Source organism: Frateuria sp. GZRR35, from assembly GCF_051900415.1.
GTDB lineage: Bacteria > Pseudomonadota > Gammaproteobacteria > Xanthomonadales > Rhodanobacteraceae > Frateuria_A.
This window is the reverse complement of record NZ_JBHZGL010000001.1, coordinates 421561-437803: the sequence shown is the minus strand read 5'-3', so window position 1 is coordinate 437803 and position 16243 is coordinate 421561. Positions and strand designations below refer to the sequence as shown.

Genomic DNA, 16243 nt, shown 5'->3' with positions numbered 1-16243 from the left:
TGGCCGGCTGAGGCCCACCCTGCGGGACGATGCACACGCATCAGGGCTCCAGCATCAACTGGATGCGCTCGAGATTCGCCAGCAACTGCGCATGGCGGTCGTCGTGGCTCTCGCACAGCAGCACGAACACGCAGTCGAGCAGGTGCTGCAGCGCCGATTGATACAGCAGCGGCTGGATGTAGGGCCGCTCGTCGTGCGCGCTGACCAGCAGCTGGATGTCGGCCAGCGTGCGCAGCGGGTTGGCGGTGTGCCGGGTGACGGTGATCACCTGCCCGCGCCGCTCGCGGAAGTAGCGCGCGATCTTGCACAGCGCCGGATGGTTGCCGTGCTCGGAAAACACCAGCAGCACGTCGCCGGCGCCGGCGGCGGAGACGTTCGCGGTCATCCGCGCGGTGTCGAAGTTGTGCACGGTGAGGATGCCCAGCAGCGACAACCGCAGCGCGAAGTTGCGCGCGTAGATGTCGTCCTCGCCCAGGCCGATGATGAACACCTTGCCCGCGCGCCCGGCCTGCTCGATCGCCGCGGCGATCGTGTCGATCACCTCGGGCGGATTGATCAGCCGCGTGGCCTCTTCCGCCTCCGACTTGCGCCGCCACAGCGCGCCGGGGCCTTCTTCCTCGCCGCTGCCGGCGCGCTCCATGGCTGGCGCATCGCCGTTGTCGGCGCGCGCGATCGCCTCGCCGACCGAATACTTCAGGTCCGGATAACCCTTGAAGCCGAGCTTCTGGGTGAACTTGACCACGCTGGACTGGCTGATCCCCAGGGCGTTGGCCAATTGCTGCGAGGAGTAGTCGCGCAGCAGGTGCGCGTTTTCCAGGATGAAGTCGGCGATGCGCCGCTCCACCGCCGACATCTGGTCGCGCTCCGAACGGATTTTGACCAGCGGGGACATCAGTCCGCGATCCTCTCCAGGCCCCTGATCTCGCGGATGCCGAGGCCCGGGGCGTCGGTCACGGAGATTTCCGATTCGTTGAAGATTACCCCACCGTCGACCGGGTTGAACTGCGCCAGCGAGGGGCCGTCCAGGTCGATCTTGCTGATCGCGTCGGCACGGGCCACCGCCACGTGCACGGCCGCCGCCACGCTGATCGAGGTCTCCAGCATGCAACCGATCATGCAGTCGATGCCGTGCAACTGGGCGATGTCGGCGATCTTGATCGCATTGGAAATGCCGCCGGTCTTCATCAGCTTGATATTGATGATGTCGGCCGCGCGCATGCGGATCAGCTCGATCACTTCCATCGGGCCGAACACGCTCTCGTCGGCCATCACCGGCGTGTGTACGCGCTCGGTGACGTAGCGCATGCCTTCGAGGTCGCGCGCCTTGACCGGCTGCTCGACCAGCTCCAGCTTGATGCCGGCCTCTTCCAGTGTCTGCAGCGCGTAAACCGCCTGCTTGGCGGTCCAGCCCTGGTTGGCGTCCAGGCGCAGCAAGGCGCGCCCTTCGACTGCCGCGTAGATCGCCTTGACCCGCTCGATGTCGACGCCGATGTCCTTGCCGACCTTGATCTTCAGCGACTCGAAGCCGCGCTCGACCGCCGCCACCGAGTCGGCCACCATTTTGTCGATGTAGTCGACGCTGATCGTGATGTCGGTGGTGATCACCGGATCGCCGCCACCGAGCAGCTTGTACAGCGGCGCGCCGTAGAGCTGACCCCACAGGTCGTACAGGGCGATCTCCACCGCGGCCTTGGCGCTGGAGTTCTTTTCCATCGACCCCTGTACCAGATGGGTCAGGCGGTTGAGGTTGGCCACCTCCTGGCCGATCAGCCGAGGCGAGATGTAGTGGCGGATCGCATCCACGATCGAGCCGTGCGTGTCGCCGGTGATCACCGCGGTGGCCGGCGCCTCGCCGTAGCCGACCTGGCCGGTATCGGTGTGCACCATCACCACGATGTCCTCGACCTGGTTGACGGTGCGCAACGCGGTCTTGAAGGGTGTCTTCAGGGGCACCCGCAGCATGCCGAACTGGATGTCTGTGATCTTCATGATGTTCTTGTCTTGGTTTCCGTAGGGTGGGCTTCAGCCCACCGGCCCTCTGCGTGGGAACGTGTGGTGGGCTGAAGCCCACCCTACGGACCGCTAGGGCCGCATGCGCACGATGCTGGTCATGTGGTCGATGAAGGTGGAATCCTTGCCGGCGAGCATCGGCAGCAGTGGCGTCACCGACACGGCGTTGAGCGTGACCCGCTTGATCGAGCCGTCGGCCATGCGATAGCTCATGCCCAGCACGTCATGGATCACCCACGGCTGCCCTTGCCACTGGCCCAGCGACATCATCACGTGGCCGGGGATGTAGATCAGGTCGCCGCGCTCGAGGTTCTCCGCGGCACGCAGGCGTTCGGCGTGCGAACTGTCCTTGCCGAAGCCCTGCTTCGCGAAGGCCGGGCTCACGCCCTGGCTGGAGGTGTTGCGCGGCATCTCGACGCCCATCGAGCGATAGACGTCCGAGACGAAGCCGGAGCAGTCCCGCCCGTCGTAGGCATGACCCCAGCCGTAGCGCTCGCCCAGGAACTTGAACGCCTGGGTGATCAGGTTGCGCGGGGTCAGCGGCAGGTAGTCGGGCGCGGTGTCGGCGTTCTTCTGGATCAGCGCAGGGCTGAAGGCGAGCGAGCCGTCGGCCTTGCGCACCGGCAGCTCGACCACGTGCGCGGCGTAGGGCGTCTGGCCGTTGACCGGCTGGTCCGCGGCCAAGTCGGTGAGCACCGGCACGCGCGTGCCCATGTCCAGCTCCACCTGCGAGACGGCCGGCGCCTCGCGGGTATAGACGGTGTAGACCTTGGCCCCGGTGACGACGCGGTAGGGCGTCTTGTCGGCGTAGCCGAGCACGGCTTCCTTGCTGCCTTCGGCGATGTTGGTCGCCTCGGTCCAGGCGGCATAGCGCGGACTCACCACGAACAGCCAGCGGCCGTCACGGCTGGCGTGGGCGATCACCACCGGGGTGCCGGGAAACTCGGCAGTCTCCTGGAAGCGGTCGATGTCGGTATCGCCCGCTTCGCGGAACACGCGAAGCGTGGTCGGGAACGTACGCAGCGCAGCGCGGCGCACGACCATGCCATAACGCGTCTTCTGGCTCGCCGGGATGGCATCGAGCGCGCGGGCGTCGACGATGCGCTTCAGCGTGGCGGCCGGCACCGGTTTGCCGTCGACGTCGTAGAGCGGCCTGGACGGCGCATCGGCAAGATCCTCGATCCAGCCGCGCACCTGCGCACCATTGAGGGTGGCCGGCAGCGCGCGCAGTTCATGCATCGACTTGTCCTGCGCGAACAGCGCCGCGTTCTGCGCCGCGATCTGCTGGCGGCTCAGGATCACCTTGTCCGGCTGCGGCTGCAGGCCGATCCAGAACGCAGGGGTCAGCTGGGCCTCGCCCACGCCGAGCACGCCCGAAGGCGGCACCGGCAAGGTCGAAGCCTGGTCGCGCGCATGCAGCGGCGTGGCCGCCAGCAGCAGGGCCAGCAGCGCCGAAGAGAGAAAAGTTCGCATGGTCGTGGTCCTCATGGCTGTCACGATCCCGCCAGCGTCGACATGATCGACGCCACCAGCAGGCCGAAGCCGGTGCCCAGTATGTAACCCAGCAGCGCGAGCAGGATGCCGACCGGCACCAGCGCGCGCGAATAGCTCGCCGCCAGCACCGGCGTAGCCGCCACGCCACCGATGTGCGCCAGCGAGGAAATCCCGCAGAGGTAGAGATCGAAGCGGAACAGCTTGGCGAAACCGACCAGCAGGACCGCGTGCACGGCGATGACGGTCACGCCGCAGAGCAGGTACAGCGGCGCCGCGCCGATGCCGTGGAAATTGCTCTGCGAGGCGAGCACTGCCACCACGCTGATCAGCAATGCGCTGGAAATGGTGCCCGCGCCCGGGTAGCGCGCCAACGGCGTATGTGCCACGACCAGCCCGGCGCCGGTGGCGAGCAGGATGGTCCAGGTGGTCGCGCTGATCATGGTCGAAGTCGGCAGGAAGGCCGCGAGCCAGGCAGCCAGTGCCGCCGCCGCCAGCGCGAGCCCCAACCACAACAGCACCGAATCGGACGTGGTCGGCCCGGTCGCCTTCGCCTCGGCGACCTGCAGTTCGCCGGTCGACCTGGCCTTCGTCCAGCGGTTGAACGCCGGCGCCAGCCGCGCCACCGCGAACAGCACGGCCACCCAGGTCGAATAGCAGAGCGCGTCGGTCAGCAGGCTCATCGCCAGATGCTGGTCGGACATGCCGATCGCCTGCTTCACCGCGATCATGTTCGCCGTGCCGCCGACCCAGCTGCCCGACAGCGCCGCCAGCGGATGCCAGGCATCGCCCGGCAGCCAGCGCTTGTAGAGCAGGAAGGTCGTGATGAAAGCGATGAACAGGCTGACCGAGGTGCAGGCGAACACGCCCAGCACGCGCGGCCCGAGCTTGAAGATCGCGCGCAGGTCGCAGTTGATCATCAGCAGGAACAACAGCGCCGGCACCATGTGCGAAACCAGCATCGACTGCGCGGTGCGGATCTCCTCGTTGACCTGCCACAGGCCAGACACCGCCAGCGCGGTCACCAACAGGTAGGTGAAGACGATCGGCGGCAGCACGTTGAACACGCGCCAGCCGGTGCGCCGCTCCAGCGCCGGAAACAGGCCCGCGGCCAGCAGCATCACGGCCAGGTACGGCCATACCGTGTGGATCACGCGCTACCCCTCGTGCGTCGTGTCAGGAATATGCCATTCCTCATACATTGAGCCGAAGCATAAATTATTGACCACCTTTTGCAAGCGTGTTACACAAGGCCTTGATGCCAACTGGCGGGGGCGTTCGTGCAATGACGAGGGTGCCAGGCAAGCAACGCAAACACGAACCGGCGCGCCGACGGACGCTGCTGGCGGGCGCCGTGCTCGCCAGCCTGTTCTGCTGTGCGACGTCTTCGCGGGCGAGCCTGCCACCCCCGGGCCCGCCCGCCATCGTCGCGCAAATCGACCACGGTCACTTTGCCGCCGCCGACCAGGCGATCGATACCGCGCTTAACCAGGCAGGGCCCAGTCCCGAGGCGCGTGAGGCGCTTCAGTTCCAGCGCGAGCGTATGCACCGCATCCTGCTCGACTTCTCGCTGACGGCGGACGAGGCCAAGGCGCGCATCCGCAAGCAGATCCCGGACCTCACCGACGCGGAGTTCGCGCGCTGGGACGCCGCGGGCCTGCTCGAGCACATGGTGATCGACGGTCGCACGCTCTATTTCAATCGCGCCCCGTCCAACCTTTTCCTGCTCAGCGACGAGGCGCGTGCCCGCCGTGGCCGCTCGGCGCCGGCGCTGCCGCCCAACGGCCCGAACGAATTGTTGAACGACCACCACCGCGCGGCTTTCCGCGAGGCCCTCGCAAGCGGCAAGACCGGCGTACTGCCGATGCGCGTGCGCGTGACCCAGACGGTCACCGTCGACGCCAACGCCGTGCCCGCCGGCGAGACGGTCAAGGCCTGGATCCCCTACCCGCGTGCGATCCCCGGCCAGCAGGACGACATCCGTTTCGTCGCCAGCCAGCCGACCGGTGCGCGCGTGGCGCCGGTGGACACGTTGCAGCGCACTGCCTACATGGAAGCGCCGGCGAAGGCGGGGCAGCCGACCGTGTTCAAGCTCACCTATGAGCTGACCTTGCGCGCGCAATCGCACCCGATCGATCCGGACAAGGTGGTGGCGGCCACGATCACGCCGGAACTCCAACCTTTCGTGCAGGAACGCGCGCCGCACATCGTCTTTACCGACAATCTGCGCGCCTTCTCACGCAAGGTGGTAGGTGATGAAACCAATCCCTACCGCGTCGCGCAGAAGCTGTTTGCCGCCGTCGACCGGATTCCCTGGGCAGGCGCGCGCGAGTACTCCACGATCAGCAACATCAGCGACTACACCCTGCACGCCGGCCACGGCGACTGCGGCGAACAGACCCTGCTGCTGCTCACCCTGCTGCGCCTGAACGGCATACCGGCGCGCTGGCAGTCCGGCTGGATGTTCTCCGACGGCGACTACGACAACATCCACGACTGGGGCCAGCTCTACCTCGCCCCCTATGGCTGGGTGCCGGTGGACGTGACCTTCGGCCAGCTCGAACCGAAGGCCGGCGACGACCCGCGCCTGCGCTGGTTCTACCTGGGCGGCCTGGACGCCTATCGCATCGCCTTCAACGACGACTACAGCCGTCCATTCGTGCCGGCCAAGCAGTTCCCGCGCTCCGAAACGGTCGACTCGCAACGCGGCGAGGTCGAGTGGCGCGGCGGCAATCTCTATTTCGACAAGTGGGATTACCACTTCGACTGGCAGTTCCTGCACGGACGCAACGACAAGTAACCAACAAGTTCAACTGACATCGACCCGGCGTCGAGGGGAGTAAGGGGACATGAGCAGCAAGGTTTGGAACATGCGCAGGACCGTGCTCGGCACGGCGCTCGGACTGGCGCTCGTCGCCTTTGGCGCGCCATCGGCGCAAGCCGCCAACACCGACGGTACCGTCGCCGGTCATACCCAGGCCGGCGCCACCGTGACGGTGACCAGCCCGGATACCGGCTTCACCCGCTCGGTCGTCGCCGACGACGAGGGCAACTACCGCCTGCCCTACCTGCCGGTCGGTCAGTACACGATCAGCGCGACCAGCGGCGGCCAGGCGGTCGGTCCGACCCGCAACGTGACGGTCGCGCTGGGCACCACCACCACGGTGAACCTGGGCGCAGTCGACGCGACCAGCCTGGCGACCATCAACGTCACCAGTTCGGTGCTGCCTGTGATCGACGTGAGCTCGACCGAGTCGGCCACGATTGTCTCGCGCGCCGACCTGGTGCGCCTGCCGGTCGACCAGAACGTCACCTCGGTGGCGCTGCTCGCGCCGGGCGTGGTCAAGGGCAACGCCGGTTTCGGCGGCATCTCCTTCGGCGGCTCGTCGATCGCCGAGAACGCGTTCTACGTCAACGGCCTCAACGTCACCGACTTCTACAACCGCAACGGCTTCTCCGAAGCGCCGTTCGCCTTCTACGACCAATTCCAGGTCAAGACCGGCGGCTACTCGGTGGAGTTCGGCCGCACCACCGGCGGCGTGGTCAATGCGGTGGCGCGCTCGGGCACCAACGAGTTCAAGGCCGGCGCCGAGATCACCATGGAGCCGGGCAACTGGCATTCGCGCGCGCACGACTACTACTTCGACGGCGAGCGCTACTACACCGCCAGCCGTGACCAGGATTCGCTGATCAAGACCAACGTCTGGGCGTCGGGCCCGATCGTGAAGGACAAGCTGTTCTTCTTCGCGATGTACGAAGCGCGCGGCGCCAGCCCGCACAACACCGACAACGTCGGCACCACGATGACCGACCACAGCTCCAACCAGGGCTTCTGGGGCACCACCATCGACTGGAACATCACCGACAACAACACGCTGTCGCTGATGGCCTTCTCTGACAAGAACAAGGACACCGGCGACGTCTACAGCTACGACTTCGACAACGACCGGCGCATCGCCAAGACCAACGAGGTCTACACCAACACCGGCGGCAAGAACTGGGCGCTGACCTGGACCAGCTACCTCACCAACGATCTCTCGATGAAGCTGATGTACGGCCGCAACCAGCGCCAGGCGGACATCAGCTCGCAGCTGGACAACGAGTGCAACCGCGTGGCCGTCAGCGCCGGCGTGCCGCTGCCGGGTGACCTGCCGCTGGGCTGCACCAGCAGCTCGCAGGTCGCCTCGCGCGAGGACATCCGCAAGCAGTACCGCGCGGATTTCGAGTGGACGCTGGGCGACCACCTGCTGCGCTTCGGCTACGACCACGAGGTCGACACGTCCGACTACGCGCGCCGCTATCCGGGCCCGGGCGGCTATTACTACAACGTGTACACCGTTCCCACCGGTGGCCAGGTCGGCAATGCCGATGGCGGCGGCCGCGTCCCCGTGGGCGACGAGGCCTGGGTGCGCGTGCGCCGCTACGAGATCGCCGGCAACTTCCAGACCAAGAACGCTGCCTGGTATATCGAGGACAACTGGCAGATCACCCCGAACCTGGTGCTCAACGGCGGCCTGCGCAACGACAGTTTCGACAACCAGGACGCTGCCGGCCGCAGCTACATCAAGATCGACCAGCAGATCGCCCCGCGCCTGGGCTTCTCCTGGGACATGAAGGGCGACGGCAGCACCAAGCTGTTCGGCAACCTGGGCCGCTACTACCTGCCCGTGGCCAACGTGATCAACATCAAGCAGGCCGGCGGCCTGCTGGACGAGCGCTCCTCGCATCGCTTCCTCGGCTGGCAGACGCAGGAGATCAATGGCTTCCAGTACGCCATGCCGATCGTCGGCGACGCGCTGCCGGGCAGCCACGTGGACACCTCGCAGGGTGACGGCACCGTCGGCGACCTGCGCGCCGAGGTCGACCACGACATGGATCCGGTCTACCAGGACGAGGCGATCCTGGGCTTCCAGCAGATGATCGACAACAGCTGGTCGTGGGGCGTCAGCGCCACCTACCGCCGCCTGCACAACGCGATCGACGACATGGAGATCAGCGCCACCGCGCAGTGCGGCGAGGACGGCTACATCGGCTGGGTGATGGCCAACCCGGGCAAGAAGGTCACCGTGTGGGGCGACACCAACTGCGACGGTGACGCCGATGGCTACCTCACCGTGGATACCTCCAAGGAAGGCTGGGCGATGTACCGCCAGGACGGCGTGGACGCCGATGGCGATCCAATCATGACCTACATCGGCCAGCGTGGTTGGGTGAAACCCAAGCGCACCTACACCGCGCTTGAGTTCCAGCTTGATCGCGCCTGGGACGAGAAGTGGTCGTTCAACGCCTCTTACGTACTCGCCTGGAACCGCGGCAACGCCGAAGGACCGGTCAACTCGGACACCGACTTCGACGACACCGGCCGCACCGAGAACTTCGACGATCCGTGGGTGAACTTCGGCGGCAACGGCTACCTGCCCAATGACCGCCGCCACCAGCTCAAGCTGCGCGGCACCTACGCGATCACCCCGCACTGGCAGGTCGGTGCCAACGCCGACATCCACTCCGGCGGCCCGATCACCGGCTTCGGCGTGGGCAACCCGTACGACGCGAGCAATTACCACAGCTACTTCATCTGCGTGGAGAACTGCGATTCGGACAACTCGGCCGAACGCGTGTACCAGCACTCCTCGCGCGGCGACTACGGCCGCCTGCCGTGGACCTACACCTTCGACGCCAGCCTGAGCTACATCCTGCCGTTCCAGGGCGGTGGCGACCTGCGCGTGAAGCTGGCCGTCTACAACCTGCTCAACCAGCAACGCACCGTGCAGGTCGACCAGGACCTGCAGAGTGCTATCTCCAACGAAACCGACGCCACCTTCCGGCTGCCGATCGGGTTCCAGTCACCGCGCTTCACTCAGTTGAGCGTAAGCGTGAACTTCTAAGGCCCTCCCCGCCTGGCGGCCCGCGGTCATCGCGGGCCGTCTTTTTTTGGGCCGCTGCGAATGATCCCCATGACCGCTTCCCTACGGCACGACGCCCTCGTGCCCGATCCTCAACCGAGCTTCGACGGCGTGGACCTGCACGCCCTGGCCGCACGGCTGGGCACACCGCTGTACGCCTACTCGGCCAACGCGATCCGCCAGCGCATCGGCGAGCTCCAGTCCTCCCTGCACGGCCTGGATGCCACCATCTGCTACGCGGTCAAGGCCAATTCCAACCGCGCCATCCTTGAACTGATGGCCGCTGCCGGGCTGGGCGCGGACATTGTCTCGGCCGGCGAACTGCAGCGGGCGCTGGCGGCCGGCATTCCCGCCAAGCGCATCGTGTTCTCCGGCGTGGGCAAGACGGCCGAAGAGATCGATGCCGCGCTTGCCGCCGGCATCGCACGCTTCAACGTCGAGTCGCTGGACGAACTGCACGCGATCGAGCGTGTCGCCGCTGCGCGGCATGTGGTGGCGAACGCCGCAGTGCGCATCAACCCCGACGTCGACGCGCTCACCCACGCCAAGATTTCCACCGGACGGGCCGAGAACAAGTTCGGCGTGAGCATCGCCGAGGCGCGCCGCTGGTTCGCCGAGCGGCGGCAGCTCGCGCACGTGCGGCTCGACGGGCTGCACGTGCACATCGGCTCGCAGATCCTCGACCTCAAGCCCTTCCGGCAGGCGCTGCACCGCGTGGCCGCGTTCTGGCGCGAGCTGGTGCAGGCCGGCCACCCGATCGCCAGCATCGACGTCGGTGGCGGCCTGGGTGTGCGCTACCGCGCCGGGCACGACCAGCCGGTCACCGCCGCCGACTATGCCGGCGTGATCCGCGAAGCACTCGCCGGCTTCGACGGCCGCCTCTTGCTTGAACCGGGCCGTTACCTGGTCGCCGAGGCCGGCGTGCTGCTGACCCGCGTGCTGCGCATCAAGGAGGGCACCGAGCGATCCTTCCTGGTGCTCGACGCGGCGATGAACGACCTGCAGCGGCCGAGCCTGTACGACGCCTGGCACGACATCGTGCCGGTCGCGCCGGACCCGCGGTCGCTCGCCACCTACGACGTGGTCGGCCCGGTCTGCGAGACCGGCGACACCTTCGCCCGCGCGCGCGTGCTGCCTGCATGCGAACCGGGCGACCTGCTCGCCATCCAGGGCACCGGTGCCTACGGCGCCTCGATGGCCTCCACCTACAACTCGCGCCCGCTCGCCGCCGAGGTACTGCTGGACGAGGGCCGCTACGCGGTCATCCGGCGCCGGCAGACCCTCGAAGCGATGGTCGCCGGCGAACAGTCGGCGCAGGATTGGGCCACGCCATGAGGACATCCGCCGACCATGCGTAACCTTGCCCGCCTTGCCCTGCTCGCCCTGCCCTTCGCCGCCGCGCTGCCTGCGCAGGCGCAGCAGGACCCGCCGATCACCATCGACACCCACGTCGATATCCCGTTCACGTACATGCGTGAACCGCGCTTCGACGTCGGCAAGGACACGCCGCTGCTGGTCGATCTGGGGAAGATGGAGCGTGGCGGGCTGAACGCCGCCTTCTTCGTGATCTGGGTACCGCAGCACAAGCTCGATGCCGCCGGTTACGCCAAGGCAGTAGACCAGGCGGAGCAGAAGTACGAGGCGATCGGCCGCATGCTGATGCTCTATCCGGACCGCATCCGCGCGGCGACCTCGCCCGAACAGGCCATGGCCAACCGCAAGGCCGGCCTGCTCTCGGCGATGATCGGCATCGAGAACGCCTATTCGCTGGGCCACGACCTGCATCGGCTGGATGCCGCCTACGACCGCGGCGCGCGCTACGTCGGCCTGGTGCACGTGGGCAACAACGACCTGTGCACCAGTTCGCAGCCGGACACCGGGCACGGCGAGCCGGCGATGAACAGCGCCGGCGACCACGGCATCACCGACTTCGGCCGGCAGGTGGTGGAGCGCGCCAACCGGCTTGGCATGATGGTCGATGTCTCGCACGCTTCGGACGCCTGCGTGCGGGACGTGCTGGCGGCTTCGAGCGCGCCGATCATCGCCTCGCACTCCGGCGCGCGCGCCGTGCTGGACAATCCGCGCAACCTGCCGGACGACCTGCTGCGCGCCATCGCGGCCAAGGGCGGCGTCGTCCAGGCCGTCGCCTACAAGGAGTTCCTCAAGAAGGACCCGGGCCGCGAAGCGGCGGAGGAGAAGCTGCAGGCCGAGGTCGCACACCAGGCCGGCGACAAGGAATACGACAGCGACAAGCACGACTATCTGCCGGCGATGGCCGCGGGCATGGCGAAGATCCAGCAAAAATTTCCGCTGCCTACCGTCGAAGACTACGTCAGGCAGATCCGCCACATTGCCGACGTCGCCGGTGTCGACCACGTCGGCATCGCCTCCGATTTCGACGGCGGCGGCGGCATCACCGGCTGGAAGGACGCCAGCGAGACGCGCAACGTCACCGCTGCGCTGCGTCGTGCCGGCTTCAGCGACGCGGACATCGCCAAGATCTGGGGCGGCAACCTGCTGCGCGTGTGGCGCGAGGTGGAGCGCAATGCGCAGCGTTGACCTTCTCCCTCCCCTGCAACGCAGGGGAGGGCTGGGCCGGGCCACCTTTCGCTCCGGGCAAGCCACCCCCTCCCAGCCTCCCCCTGCGAGCAGGGGGAGGCGCCAGACGCACGCCCGCTTTGCTCTTTGCTTCTCCCTTCTGCTTGCGGCCGCCGGGGCCATCGCCCAGCCCGCAGACCCGGTGTATGACCCCATCGTCGATGCCGTCATCGCCCGCTACCACCTGCCTGGTATCGCTGTCGGCGTGATCGAGAATGGCCGGATCGTCTACACCGCCACCCGCGGCGAAACGATTGCTGGCTCCGGTCAACCGATCACCCCGCAAACGCTGTTCAAGATCGCCTCCAACAGCAAGGCGATGACCACCGCGCTGCTCGGCCGCCTGGTCGACCAGGGCAAGCTCGCCTGGGACGACCCGGTCACGAAATACCTGCCCGACTTCCGCATGGCCGACCCGTGGGTCACCAGGCACATGCGCGTGGCCGACCTGCTCACCCATTCCAGCGGCCTGCCCGAAGGCGGCGGCGACCTGATGCTGTGGCCCGAGCCCAATGCCTTCACGCGGGCGGACATCATCCATGGCCTGCGCTACATCAAGCCCGGCTACAGCTTCCGCTCGCAGTACCAGTACGACAACCTGCTCTACGTGGTCGCCGGCGAAGTCGCCACGGCTGCCGGCGGCGCGCCCTACGAAACGCTGATGCATCGCGAGGTATTCGCGCCGCTGGGCCTGTCGCGCTGCCAGGTCGGCCGCTGGAGCCGCGACGCCGTAGGCAACGTCGCCCAGCCGCACTACGAGAAGGACGGCCACAACCTGCCAATGCGCCAGGACGGGCCGACCATCCCGGCGATCACCTCCGATCCGGCCGGCGGCATCCGCTGCGACCTCACCGACATGCTGAGCTGGGCGAAGAACTGGCTCGTGCCCACGCCGGCGCAACTGAAGTGGCTCTCCTCCACCCAGCGCCAGGAGCTGCAGTCGCCGCACATGCTGATCCCTGTCTCCAACCAGCGCCGCGCCTGGGACCACACCCACGTGATGGCCTACGGCTACGGCTGGCGCATGGCCGACGTCGACGGGGAGTGGGTGGTCTGGCACACCGGCACGCTGGGCGGCATGTACTCGATGCTGGCGCTGTTGCCCGACCGCCGGAGCGGCTTCGTCTTCATGATCAATGGCGAGGCCGAGGACGCACGCACCGTGCTGGGCGAGGTGCTGACCAAGCACTTCACCGCGCCGGATGCCGGCCATGGCGTGGCCTGGTACGCCGATGCGCTCGACCACGAGGCGGCGGAACGTCCGGCCGCAGCGCGCCCACCGGACACCGCCGCGGCCACCACGGTGGCGCCGGGCGCCTTTGCCTGGCGTGGCCGCTACCGTGATCCATGGTTCGGCGAGATCACGCTGTGCCCGCGCGGGGACCGCGTGGAATGGGCCTCGCACAAGTCGCCGCACATGCACGGCACCGTCAGGCAGCTGGGCCAGCGCTACCTGGTGCACTGGGACGACCCGGCGGTGGACCTCGACGCCTGGCTCGACCCGCACGCCGGCTCGCCGCCCACCCTCACCATGGCCAAACTCGATCCGCTGGGCGACTTCAGCTCGGACTACGAAGACCTGCACTTCCAGCGCACCGGGGACTGCCCATGAGCCACGACCCGATCCTTCCCCCCACGTCTGTCCCAGACCACACCCCGAGCCTTCCTCCGTTTACGGGGGAAGGTGCCCGAAGGGCGGATGGGGGGAGCCCGAAGCGCACACCGTCGACCTTGCCAGCCTTCCACCAAGAGCACCCCCATCCGCCATACTCACGCCATCCATGGCGCTCGCCCTTCGGGCCGGCTTTGCCGTTGCGCCGGCGCTCCAGCGCCGGTAGGTCGGCACCTTTCCCCGTCAACGGGGGAAGGCTCACGTTGGAGCTGCTCGCAATGGCGTGCCTGCTGTTCGCCGGCACGCGGGTCCATGCGGACCAGCAGGTCACGCTCTCCCCTGCCCAAACCCCCGCTGCCGCCGACCTGGTCGACATCCGCACACTCATCCCCGACATCGCCGAGGACATCAAGTACGCCGGCCACGGCAACTTCGTCGGCGCGCCGGTGGACGGCTACCTCGCACCCAAGTGCCTGCTCAAGCGCCCGGTCGCCGAAGCGCTCGCTCGGGTCGAGCACGAACTGCGCGCGACGCACCAGCGCCTGAAACTGTGGGATTGCTACCGCCCCGCACGCGCCGTGGCGCACTTCGTGCGCTGGGCGCACGACCTGTCCGACCAGCGCACCAAGGCCGAGCACTACCCGCGGCTGGACAAGCGCGTGCTGCTGGGCGACTACATCGCGCCGGTCTCCGGGCACAGCCGCGGCGGCACGGCCGACCTCACGATGGAGCAGTGCGACGCACGCGGCGAGCATTGCAAAGAACTCGACATGGGCACGCACTTCGACTTCTTCGACGTGCGCGCACATACCGACGCCCCGGACGTCACGCCCCAACAACACGCCAACCGGCTGCGCCTGCGCGCGGCGATGGAGCGCGAAGGGTTCAAGAACTATCCGCTGGAGTGGTGGCACTACACCTGGGCCGACGAGCCCACGCCGCACACGATCTACGACGTCCCGGTGAAGTGATGCCTGCCGCACGGCATACGACCGAACCCCTCTCCCGTCGGAAGAGGGTGCCGATGGGCGGCTGAGCGTTCAGGCGCAGCGAGCACTCGCTGGCCGAACCCCCTGCCCGATCCCTCTCCCGCGGGAGGGGGCTTGAGTTCCACGACGGAGGAAGACCATGCGCCTTGCCCTGCTTTTCGCCTCGATCTTCCTCGCCGGCCCGGTGCATGCCGCCGACGCCGTGCAGAACGCCGACCGCCTGATGCAGAAGTACCAGGGGGACGTCCCCGGCGCCGCCCTGCTCGTGCTCAAGGACGGCAAGCCGCTAGTGCGCAAGGGCTACGGCCTGGCCAACCTCGAACAGCACACGGAAGTCACGCCGGACACCAACTTCCGCCTCGCCTCGGTCAGCAAGCAATTCACCGCGGCGGCCATCCTGCTGCTGGCCGAGGACGGCAAGCTCAAGCTCGACGATTCCATCCGCCACTGGCTGCCCTCGCTGCCGGCCACGACCGACAAGGTGACCCTGCGCCAGCTGCTCGACCACACCGGAGGCCTGATCGACTACGAGGACCTGATCCCGCCGGAGCAGACCAGCCAGGTGAGCGACCAGGACGTGCTGCGCCTGCTCTCGGCCGCGCCGCGCAACTACTTCGCGCCGGGCAGCGCCTACCGCTACAGCAATTCCGGTTATGTGCTGCTGGGATTGGTAGTGGAGAAAGCCTCAGGCAAAACGCTGCAGGACTTCCTGAAGCAGCGCATCTTCACCCCGTTGCACATGGATCACACCCTGCTCTACGTGCACGACGACAAGACGGTGCCCAACCGCGCCTATGGCTACAGCCAGATCGACGGCCACTGGCAGCGCACTGACCAGAGCGTCACCTCGGCCACGCGCGGCGATGGCGGGATCTATTCCAGCATCGACGACCTCGCCAAGTGGGATGCCGCGCTCTACGACGACCGCCTGCTCGGCGACGCCTCGCGCAAGGCCGCCTTCAGCCCGCACGTGAAGGTGGTCGGCGAACCCTACGAAGCGAGCTACGGCTACGGCTGGCGCATCACCGGCGACACCCTTTGGCACTCCGGCGAAAGCATCGGCTTCCGCAACGTGATCGTGCGCTGGCCGAAGCAGCACCTGACCGTGATCCTGCTCAGCAACCGCAACGAGCCGGAGCCGTACCAGACCGTGCTCAAGATCGCGCAGCCGTTCCTGCAGGAATGACCCATGCAGGCCTCCTGTAGGAGCGCACCTGTGCGCGACCGTGATGTCCGCGGTCGCGCACAGGTGCGCTCCTACAGGGTTCGTCACGCGCGTCAGCCCACCCCGTAGGAGCGCCCTTGGGCGCGACAAGGATGGCGGTCGCGCCCGAGGGCGCTCCTACAGCGGCGCGAGCTGCTGCGGCTTATCGTGCGCTGGCCGAAACCGCACCTGATCGTGCCTGCCAAGCACAGCAACGAGCGCGAGCGCGCTGGACGGTGGCGAGATCGCGCAGCCGTTCCTGCAGGAATGAACCATGCAGGCTCCTACAGGGTTCGTCACGCGCGTCAGCCCGCCCAGTAGGAGCGCCCTTGGGCGCGACAAGAATGGCGGTCGCGCCCGAGGGCGCTCCTACAGCAGCGCGAGCTGCTGCGGTTTATCGTGCGCTGGCCGAAACCGCACCTGATCGTGCCTGCCA

General features: G+C 67.5%; 11 protein-coding genes. 7 read left to right on the top strand and 4 right to left on the bottom strand.

Features of this window, described 5'->3' with window-relative positions:
• Positions 1–40: 40 nt before the first annotated feature.
• The 4 genes from ACFWZ3_RS01835 to ACFWZ3_RS01820 form a co-directional block, all read right to left on the bottom strand.
• A complete protein-coding gene (locus tag ACFWZ3_RS01835; RefSeq protein ID WP_439701516.1) occupies positions 41–892 on the bottom strand; it encodes a MurR/RpiR family transcriptional regulator in 852 nt (283 codons plus the stop codon).
• Complete coding sequence (locus tag ACFWZ3_RS01830; RefSeq protein ID WP_439706078.1) at positions 892–1989, bottom strand: dipeptide epimerase; 1098 nt, start codon at positions 1987–1989, stop codon at positions 892–894. Before ACFWZ3_RS01830 ends, ACFWZ3_RS01835 begins: the two co-directional genes overlap by 1 nt.
• Positions 1990–2082: 93 nt before the next feature.
• The gene (locus tag ACFWZ3_RS01825; protein ID WP_439706077.1) at positions 2083–3483 is read right to left on the bottom strand and encodes a C40 family peptidase; all 1401 of its coding nucleotides are present in this window, start codon (positions 3481–3483) and stop codon (positions 2083–2085) included.
• 20 nt (positions 3484–3503) lie between these two features.
• Entirely contained in the window at positions 3504–4655 is a 1152-nt protein-coding gene (locus ACFWZ3_RS01820; protein WP_439706076.1) for a DUF819 family protein, read from the bottom strand.
• Between the two features lie 131 nt (positions 4656–4786).
• Between ACFWZ3_RS01820 and ACFWZ3_RS01815 the strand changes: the two genes are divergently transcribed.
• The 7 genes from ACFWZ3_RS01815 (at position 4787) to ACFWZ3_RS01785 (ending at position 15789) form a co-directional block, all read left to right on the top strand.
• Positions 4787–6301, top strand: a complete 1515-nt coding sequence (locus tag ACFWZ3_RS01815; RefSeq protein WP_439706075.1) for a transglutaminase-like domain-containing protein — start codon at positions 4787–4789, stop codon at positions 6299–6301.
• Positions 6302–6350: 49 nt separating this feature from the next.
• The gene (locus ACFWZ3_RS01810; protein ID WP_439706074.1) at positions 6351–9386 is read left to right on the top strand and encodes a TonB-dependent receptor; all 3036 of its coding nucleotides are present in this window, start codon (positions 6351–6353) and stop codon (positions 9384–9386) included.
• 69 nt (positions 9387–9455) lie between these two features.
• Entirely contained in the window at positions 9456–10739 is a 1284-nt protein-coding gene (gene lysA / locus ACFWZ3_RS01805) for a diaminopimelate decarboxylase (RefSeq protein WP_439706073.1), read from the top strand.
• A 15-nt stretch (positions 10740–10754) separates the two neighbouring features.
• Positions 10755–11963 carry a dipeptidase gene (locus ACFWZ3_RS01800; RefSeq protein ID WP_439706072.1) on the top strand — a complete coding sequence of 403 codons (1209 nt, stop codon included), beginning with the start codon at positions 10755–10757 and terminating at the stop codon, positions 11961–11963.
• A 181-nt stretch (positions 11964–12144) separates the two neighbouring features.
• Positions 12145–13614: a serine hydrolase domain-containing protein gene (locus ACFWZ3_RS01795; RefSeq protein ID WP_439706071.1), complete on the top strand. Its 1470-nt coding sequence runs from the start codon at positions 12145–12147 to the stop codon at positions 13612–13614.
• 278 nt (positions 13615–13892) lie between these two features.
• Positions 13893–14585, top strand: a complete 693-nt coding sequence (locus ACFWZ3_RS01790) for a M15 family metallopeptidase (protein WP_439706205.1) — start codon at positions 13893–13895, stop codon at positions 14583–14585.
• A 157-nt stretch (positions 14586–14742) separates the two neighbouring features.
• The gene (locus ACFWZ3_RS01785; RefSeq protein ID WP_439706070.1) at positions 14743–15789 is read left to right on the top strand and encodes a serine hydrolase domain-containing protein; all 1047 of its coding nucleotides are present in this window, start codon (positions 14743–14745) and stop codon (positions 15787–15789) included.
• Positions 15790–16243 lie beyond the last annotated feature (454 nt).

Excerpts from the sequence above, each read along its gene's own strand:
- ACFWZ3_RS01830 (WP_439706078.1), bottom strand. The coding sequence starts at position 1,989 with ATGAAGATCACAGACATCCAGTTCGGCATGCTGCGGGTGCCCCTGAAG.
- lysA (WP_439706073.1), top strand. The coding sequence starts at position 9,456 with ATGACCGCTTCCCTACGGCACGACGCCCTCGTGCCCGATCCTCAACCG.
- ACFWZ3_RS01800 (WP_439706072.1), top strand. The coding sequence starts at position 10,755 with ATGCGTAACCTTGCCCGCCTTGCCCTGCTCGCCCTGCCCTTCGCCGCC.
- ACFWZ3_RS01790 (WP_439706205.1), top strand. The coding sequence starts at position 13,893 with ATGGCGTGCCTGCTGTTCGCCGGCACGCGGGTCCATGCGGACCAGCAG.
- ACFWZ3_RS01815 (WP_439706075.1), top strand. The coding sequence starts at position 4,787 with ATGACGAGGGTGCCAGGCAAGCAACGCAAACACGAACCGGCGCGCCGA.
- ACFWZ3_RS01835 (WP_439701516.1), bottom strand. The coding sequence starts at position 892 with ATGTCCCCGCTGGTCAAAATCCGTTCGGAGCGCGACCAGATGTCGGCG.
- ACFWZ3_RS01785 (WP_439706070.1), top strand. The coding sequence starts at position 14,743 with ATGCGCCTTGCCCTGCTTTTCGCCTCGATCTTCCTCGCCGGCCCGGTG.
- ACFWZ3_RS01825 (WP_439706077.1), bottom strand. The coding sequence starts at position 3,483 with ATGCGAACTTTTCTCTCTTCGGCGCTGCTGGCCCTGCTGCTGGCGGCC.
- ACFWZ3_RS01810 (WP_439706074.1), top strand. The coding sequence starts at position 6,351 with ATGAGCAGCAAGGTTTGGAACATGCGCAGGACCGTGCTCGGCACGGCG.